Source organism: Kitasatospora sp. NPDC056651, from assembly GCF_042792155.1.
GTDB lineage: Bacteria > Actinomycetota > Actinomycetes > Streptomycetales > Streptomycetaceae > Kitasatospora.
Window position 1 is genome coordinate 1 of the sequence record NZ_JBHTWX010000090.1, and the last position, 7172, is coordinate 7172.

At 73.8% G+C, this 7172-nt stretch carries 3 protein-coding genes; 1 reads left to right on the forward strand and 2 read right to left on the reverse strand.

The window, feature by feature from the left end:
* Window positions 1–113: 113 nt before the first annotated feature.
* Both ACFRAR_RS28510 and ACFRAR_RS28515 read right to left on the reverse strand, forming a co-directional pair.
* Window positions 114–4163 carry an ABC transporter ATP-binding protein gene (locus tag ACFRAR_RS28510; RefSeq protein WP_380701265.1) on the reverse strand — a complete coding sequence of 1350 codons (4050 nt, stop codon included), beginning with the start codon at window positions 4161–4163 and terminating at the stop codon, window positions 114–116.
* 347 nt (window positions 4164–4510) lie between these two features.
* Window positions 4511–5173, reverse strand: coding sequence for a TetR/AcrR family transcriptional regulator (locus ACFRAR_RS28515; protein WP_380701267.1), 663 nt, complete (start codon window positions 5171–5173; stop codon window positions 4511–4513).
* Between the two features lie 133 nt (window positions 5174–5306).
* Between ACFRAR_RS28515 and ACFRAR_RS28520 the strand changes: the two genes are divergently transcribed.
* Complete coding sequence (locus tag ACFRAR_RS28520) at window positions 5307–7013, forward strand: carboxyl transferase domain-containing protein (RefSeq protein WP_380701269.1); 1707 nt, start codon at window positions 5307–5309, stop codon at window positions 7011–7013.
* Window positions 7014–7172 lie beyond the last annotated feature (159 nt).

Consider the following 7172-nt stretch of genomic DNA (forward strand, 5'->3'; position numbering starts at 1 on the left):
GGCCGTCCATCGCGAACGGGCCACCCCGGGGTGGCCCGTTCGCGATGGACGGCCCGTCAGGCGGCGCACCGGCCGGCGGGTTCCCGGCGGACCGGTCTACCCGACGGACCGGCCTACCCGGCGGCGACGGCCTCGACCGCCGGATGGCCGTCCGCGATGAACGCCCGCCACAGCCGGGCGTAGGTGCCGTCCCGGGCCAGCAGTTCGGTGTGGGTGCCGTCCTCGACCACCCGGCCGTGGTCCAGCACGACCACCCGGTCGGCGCGTTCGGCGGTGGTCAGCCGGTGGGCGATGACCAGGGTGGTCCGACCGCCGCTGAGCCGGTCCGCGGCCTGGTTGACCGCCGCTTCGGTGGCCAGGTCGAGGGCCGCGGTGGCCTCGTCGAGCAGCAGGATGTCCGGGTCGACCAGCTCGGCCCGGGCCAGCGCGATCAGCTGGCGCTGACCGGCCGAGAGGTTGCGCCCGCGTCCGGCCACCTCGTGGTCGTAGCCGCCCGGAAGGCGGACGATCATGTCGTGCGCGCCGACCGCCCGGGCCGCCGCCTCCACCTCGGCCGCCGAGGCCTCCGGCCGGCCGTACGCGATCGCCTCGCGGACCGTGCCCGCGAACAGGTACGCCTCCTGCGGCACCACGCCCAGGCGGTGCCGGTACTGCGCCAGGTCGTACCGGGTGAGGTCGACTCCGTCCACCCGGACGGTGCCCTCCGTCGCGTCGTAGAACCGGGCGACCAGCTTCACCAGCGTCGACTTGCCCGCGCCGGTCTCGCCGACCAGCGCCACCGTCTGCCCGGCCGGGACGTGCAGGTCCACGCCGCTCAGCACGGTCGGGGCGCCGTCCCGTCCACCGTTGTAGGCGAAGCCGACCCCCTCGAAGGAGATCTCGCCGCGCAGCCCCCCGGACACCGGGACCGGGTCCGCCGCCTCGGCGGTGGTGGTCGGGGTGCGCAGCAGCTCACGGATCCGGCCGAGGCCCACCGAGGCCTGCTGGTAGCCGTCGAACACCTGGGACAGCTGGTTGACGGGCGCGAAGAACAGGTCGATGTAGAGCAGGTACGCGACCAGCGCGCCGACCGTCAGGGTCCCGGCGTCGACCCGGGCGGCACCGACGATCAGCACCAGCGCGGCGGCCACGCTGGAGAGGAACTGGACGAACGGGAAGTAGAGCGAGATGTAGAGCTGGGCGCGGACCCGGGCCTCGCGGTAGGCGATGCCGCGGGCCACGAAGCGGTCCGTGTTGGTGTCCAGGCGGCGGAACGCCTGGACGATCCGCATGCCGGCCACGTTCTCCTGGAGGTCGGCGTTGACGGCGCTGATCAGGTCGCGGGAGCGCTCGTACTGGTCCTTGGACTTCTTGCGGAACACCAGGGTCGCGATCACCAGCAGCGGCAGCACGGCGAAGACCACCAGGGCCAGACCGGCGTCGATGATCAGCAGGGCGGCGAAGATGCCGGCGAAGGTCAGCAGGCTGACCACCGCGGTGACCATGCCGGTCTGGAGGAAGGAGGTCAGCGAGTCCAGGTCGGTGGTCATCCGGGTCATGATCCGGCCGGTCAGCTCGCGCTCGTAGTAGTCCAGGCCGAGCCGGTTGAGGTGCGCGAAGATCTTGAGCCGGAGCGTGTAGAGGACGCGCTCGCCGGTACGGCCGCTGACCCGGTTCTCCTGGGTCTGCACCGCCCAGTCCACCAGGACCACGACGAGCGCGATGAGCGCGGCCACCGCGACGCCGGACATCAGGCCCTTGCGGACGCCCTCGTCGATGCCGTGCCGGATCAGCACCGGCAGCACCAGTCCGGCCGCCGCGTCCAGGGCGACCAGCAGGAGGGCGATGAGCAGCGGGGCGCGGAAGGGGCGCAGCAGACGGCGCAGGGTGAAGTCCGGGTCCCCGGCCTCGGCCTCGGCCCGGGGGACGCCCGGGGCGTCGTCGGCCGGCGGGAGGGCGGCGACCTTGGCCAGCAGGTCGGGGTCGGCCTTGCGGGCGGCCTTGACCAGGGCGGGGGTGGGGAGTGCGGGGGCGGCGTCAGCGGGGAGCCGCGTCGGCGCGGCGGGGCGGCTGCCGGTGTGGCCGGAGGGCTGTCCAGGGGTCTGCCCGTCGGACTTCCCGGAAGACTTCCCGGAGGACTTTTCGTCGGCCTCTTCGAAGGCCGGGGGCGGGGTGGCGCGATCGGCCTCGGGGTCGGTGATCAGGGCCCGGTACTGGGGACATCGGGCTTCGAGTTCCTCGTGCGTTCCGAGGTCCAGCAGCCGGCCGCGGTCCAGGACGGCGATCCGGTCGGCGAGCTGGAGGGTCGAGCGGCGGTGGGCGATCAGCAGCGTGGTGCGGCCTGCCATCACCGAGCGCAGCGCGTCGTGGATCTCCGCCTCGATCTGCGGGTCCACCGCGGAGGTGGCGTCGTCCAGCAGCAGGATCCGGGGGTCGGTGAGGATGGCCCGGGCCAGCGCGATGCGCTGGCGCTGGCCGCCGGAGAGGGTCAGGCCCTGCTCGCCGACCTTGGTGTCGTACCCGTCCGGCAGCGCGCGGACGAACTCGTCGGCCTGGGCGGCGCGGGCCGCAGCGACCACCTGCTCGTCCGTGGCGTCCGGACGGCCGTAGGCGATGTTGGTGCGCACCGACTCGGAGAAGAGGAAGCTCTCCTCCGGGACGATGCCGACCGCCGCGCGGACCGAGTCCAGGGTGAGGTCGCGCAGGTCGTGGCCGTACAGGCGGACGGTGCCGGCGGCGGGGTCGTAGAAGCGGGGCACCAGCTGGGCCACCGTCGACTTGCCGGAGCCGGAGGCGCCGACCAGGGCGAGGGTCTCGCCGGGGGCCAGCGTCAGGCTGAGGCCGTGCAGGACGGGGGCGGGGTGCTCGGGGTCGTAGCGGAACTCGACCTGGTCGAACTCCAGGGCGACGTCGGGGGTGCGCGGGCCGGTGGTGGCGCCCGGGCCGGCGGTGACGGCGTCGGAGACCTTGGAGACCTTGGAGGCGTCGGAGGCGGCCGCCGGAACGGGGGTCTCCGGGGCTCCTGCCGGGGTGCCACCGTGAACGAGGTCCAGGGTGAGGGCGTCCGGGCGCTCCTGGACCAGCGGGCGCTCGTCGATCAGTTGCAGGACCCGCTCGACGCCGGCCCGGGCCTGCTGGCCGACGGTGATGACCATGGTCAGCATCCGGACCGGACCGGTCATCTGCGCGACGTAGGTGGAGAAGGCCACGAAGGTCCCGAGCGTGACCCGGCCGTCGACGGCCAGCCAGCCACCGAAGGCGAGGACGCCGACCTGGGCGAGCGCCGGGATCGTCTGCATCGCCGGGTTGTAGCGGGCGTTGAGCCGGATCGACCGGAGCCGGGCGGCGAAGAGGTTGCGGGACGCCGTCTCCAGCTTGTCGCGCTCCTGCGCCTCCTGGCCGAAGCCCTTGACCACGCGGACGCCGCCGATCGCGCCGTCCACCACGCCCGCCACGGCGGCCGCCTCCTGCTGGGCGGCCCAGGTGGCGGGGAAGAGCCGCTTGCGGCTGAGCACCGAGACCCACCACAGGGCGGGCGCCATGACCAGGGCGATCAGGGTGAGCGGCGGGGACAGCCAGATCATCACGGCCAGCGACATGACGAACATCAGCAGGTAGCCGGTCATCATCGGCAGCATCGACAGCAGGCCGTTGACCAGCTGGAGGTCGGAGGTCGCGCGCCCGATCACCTGGCCGGTGTCCAGCCGGTCCTGCCGGTGGCCGTCGAGCCGGCCGAGCGAGCGGAACAGGTCGCTGCGCATGTCGTGCTGGACGTCGAGGGCGAGCTGACCGCCGTAGTAGCGGCGGACCTGGGTGCAGCCGAAGACCACGAGGGCCGCGAGCAGCAGCACCACGGCCCAGGGGGCCAGCGAGCGGGTACGGGCGACGATGACGTCGTCGATGATCAGTTTGGTGACCAGCGGCACCAGCGCGGTGACGGCCATGCCGAGGAGCGAGGCGCCGAAGGCCAGCAGCAGGCTGCGGCGGGACCGCCAGCTGTAGCCGACCAGGCGGCGCAGCCAGCCGGGTGTCTCCGCTCCGTCGGTGGGGGGCGCGGCGGAGGAGGCCGACGTGGCGCGGTCGGCCCCGGGCTTCGGGCTGTCGACGGGGACCTCCGGAGTCGGGCCGGGGGCCGGGGGGCCGCTCGGGGATTGCTCCACCGTGGATCCGTGAGTCTCGGGCATATTTAGGGATGCTAACCATTTCGTCGGGTGGCCGCCACGACGTTTCCGACCCGGGCGGGTTCGGGTCGGACCGGGGCAGCCCGGATCGTCCGGTCCGGTGGACTGGCCAACAGCCTGCGGCCTGCGGTGATTCCCGCGGGCACCCGCACGGCCGGCCGGCACCCGACCACCTCCAGGGTCGCCGACGGCACTCCGGACGCCCAGCGGCCAGGGGCGGGCGGGTGCCGTCCTTTGGGCCTAAGACCCGCCCGCCTTCACGCCCGCGCCCGCCGGGGCGGCGCCGGAGCGGCCCGGCGAGCCCCTCGGGGCCGGCCGGCGTCAGGAGCGAGTGGGCCCTGGGCCCCGCCTCAGGCCTCCGCCACCGAACCGCCACCGGGGGCGGCCGCCGAGCCCGCGGCCGCCGCGAACGCGCCGTGGGCGAGGGTGTGGAGCAGGGCCGCCATGCCGTCGCGCTGGAGGGCGGAGCGCTCGCCCTGGTCCGGGTTCGATCCGAGACTGTGCGGGGTCGAGTTGATCAGACCGAAGACGGCGTGCACGGTGGCCCGCGCCACCGGCTCGGCGGCGGGTTCGGCCAGCGGCGGGTAGGCCTGCCGGACCACGTCGACCCACAGCTCGACGTAGCCGCGCTGGAGCCGGCGGACGGTGCGCCGGTCCTCCTCCTTGAGGTTCAGCAGCTCCCGGTCGTGCAGGGTGATCAGGTCCCGGTCGTTCAGGGCGAAGTCGACGTGGCCGCTGATCAGCGCGTCCAACGTGGCGGCCGGGCCGTCGCCACCACCCGCCCGGCGGCGCCCCTCCTCCAGCAGGCGCTCGCTGATGCCGATCAACAGGTCGGCGAGCATCGCGTCCTTGCCGGCGAAGTGGCGGTAGAGCCCGGGGCCGCTGATTCCGACGGCCTTGCCGATCTCGTCCACGCCCACACCGAGGAAACCCCGGGCGGCGAACAGCCTGGCGGCCTCCCGACGGATCTGGTCACGGCGCGGGAGTGCGGAGGTTGCGGGGACGTTCGGCATGCCGCCCATCGTAGACAGTCGGGTTATCGACCGTTAACCTGGGGCGCGTAAGTTAACGTTAATTAACGTGGCGATCACGGGCGGACCGCATCCGGCCGCTCACCTGGTGCCGAGGGCAAGGGAGCTCTTGGGAATGGTCATCTCAACCACCGGCGCACCCGGCGGCGTCCGGCCCGGCACGGCGACCGGCACGGCGGCACCCGGTGCCGCGCCGTCCGCCGCCGCGCCGGCACCCCGGCTCGGCAGCTCCGCCGACCCGGGCTCCGCGGCCTACCGCGCCAACACCGAAGCGCACCGGGCCCTGGTCGCCGAGCTGCGCGCGAAGCTCGACGCGGCCGCCCTGGGCGGCGGTGCCAAGGCTCGCGCCCGGCACACCGCCCGCGGCAAGCTCCTGCCCCGCGACCGGGTGGACACCCTGCTCGACCCGGCCTCCCCCTTCCTGGAACTGGCCCCGCTGGCCGCCGACGGGATGTACGACGGAGCGGCGCCCGCGGCCGGGGTGATCGCCGGCGTCGGCCGGGTCGCCGGGCGCGAGGTGGTGGTGGTCGCCAACGACGCCACCGTCAAGGGCGGCACCTACTACCCGATGACGGTGAAGAAGCACCTGCGCGCCCAGGAGGTCGCGCTGGAGAACCGGCTGCCCTGCGTCTACCTGGTCGACTCCGGCGGCGCCTTCCTCCCGATGCAGGACGAGGTCTTCCCGGACCGCGACCACTTCGGCCGGATCTTCTACAACCAGGCCAGGCTCTCCGCCGCGGGCATCCCGCAGATCGCCGCCGTGCTCGGCTCGTGCACGGCCGGCGGCGCGTACGTCCCGGCGATGAGCGACCAGGCGGTGATCGTCCGCAACCAGGGAACGATCTTCCTCGGCGGCCCGCCGCTGGTGAAGGCCGCCACCGGTGAGGTGGTCACGGCCGAGGAGCTGGGCGGCGGCGAGCTGCACTCCCGCACCTCGGGCGTGACGGACCACCTGGCCGAGGACGACGCCCACGCCCTCTCCATCGTGCGCACGATCGTCGCCGGGCTCGGCCCGCGCGGGGCCAGGCCGTGGCCGCTCGCCCCGGTCGAGCCGCCGGCCGTCGACCCGGCGGGCCTGTACGGGGCCGTGCCGGTCGACCCGCGCACGCCCTACGACGTGCGCGAGGTGATCGCCCGCCTGGTGGACGGCAGCCGGTTCGCCGAGTTCAAGGCCGAGTACGGCGCGACCCTGGTCACCGGCTTCGCCCGGATCCACGGCCACCCCGTCGGCATCGTCGCCAACAACGGCGTGCTGTTCTCCGAGTCGGCCGTCAAGGGCGCCCACTTCGTCGAGTTGTGCGACCAGCGGGGCATCCCCCTCCTCTTCCTCCAGAACATCACCGGGTTCATGGTCGGTCGGCAGTACGAGGCGGGCGGCATCGCCAAGCACGGCGCCAAGATGGTCAACGCCGTCGCCTGCACCCGCGTCCCGAAGCTGACCGTGGTGATCGGCGGCTCGTACGGAGCCGGCAACTACTCGATGTGCGGCCGGGCCTACTCACCTCGCTTCCTGTGGATGTGGCCGGGCGCCAAGATCTCCGTGATGGGCGGCGAGCAGGCGGCCTCCGTCCTCGCCACCGTGCGCCGCGACCAGCTGGAGGCGCACGGCGACCAGTGGCCGGCCGAGGCGGAGGAGGAGTTCAAGCGCCCCGTCCGCGAGCAGTACGAGCGCCAGGGCAACGCCTACTACGCCACCGCCCGTCTCTGGGACGACGGGGTGATCGACCCGATGGACACCCGCACCGTGGTCGGTCTCGCCCTCACCGCCTGCGCCAACGCCCCGCTGGCGCCACCCGCACCGTACGGCGTCTTCCGCATGTGACCCGCCCTGGTGTCGCTCCCGCGTCCGTGACCCCATCCCTTCCGGGTGTGACTCCCCTCGGCGCCGGCCCCCCCCGGCCGGCGCCCCCACCCCCCACCGCCCCCACCGTCGTACGGCTCCCCGCGACCCCGAGGAACGCCACCCCAGTTCGACACAGTT

What these genes read in the sequence shown, in the direction of transcription:
- ACFRAR_RS28515 (WP_380701267.1), bottom strand. Translation starts at nt 5,173, where the DNA reads ATGCCGAACGTCCCCGCAACCTCCGCACTCCCGCGCCGTGACCAGATC.
- ACFRAR_RS28510 (WP_380701265.1), bottom strand. Translation starts at nt 4,163, where the DNA reads ATGCCCGAGACTCACGGATCCACGGTGGAGCAATCCCCGAGCGGCCCC.
- ACFRAR_RS28520 (WP_380701269.1), top strand. Translation starts at nt 5,307, where the DNA reads ATGGTCATCTCAACCACCGGCGCACCCGGCGGCGTCCGGCCCGGCACG.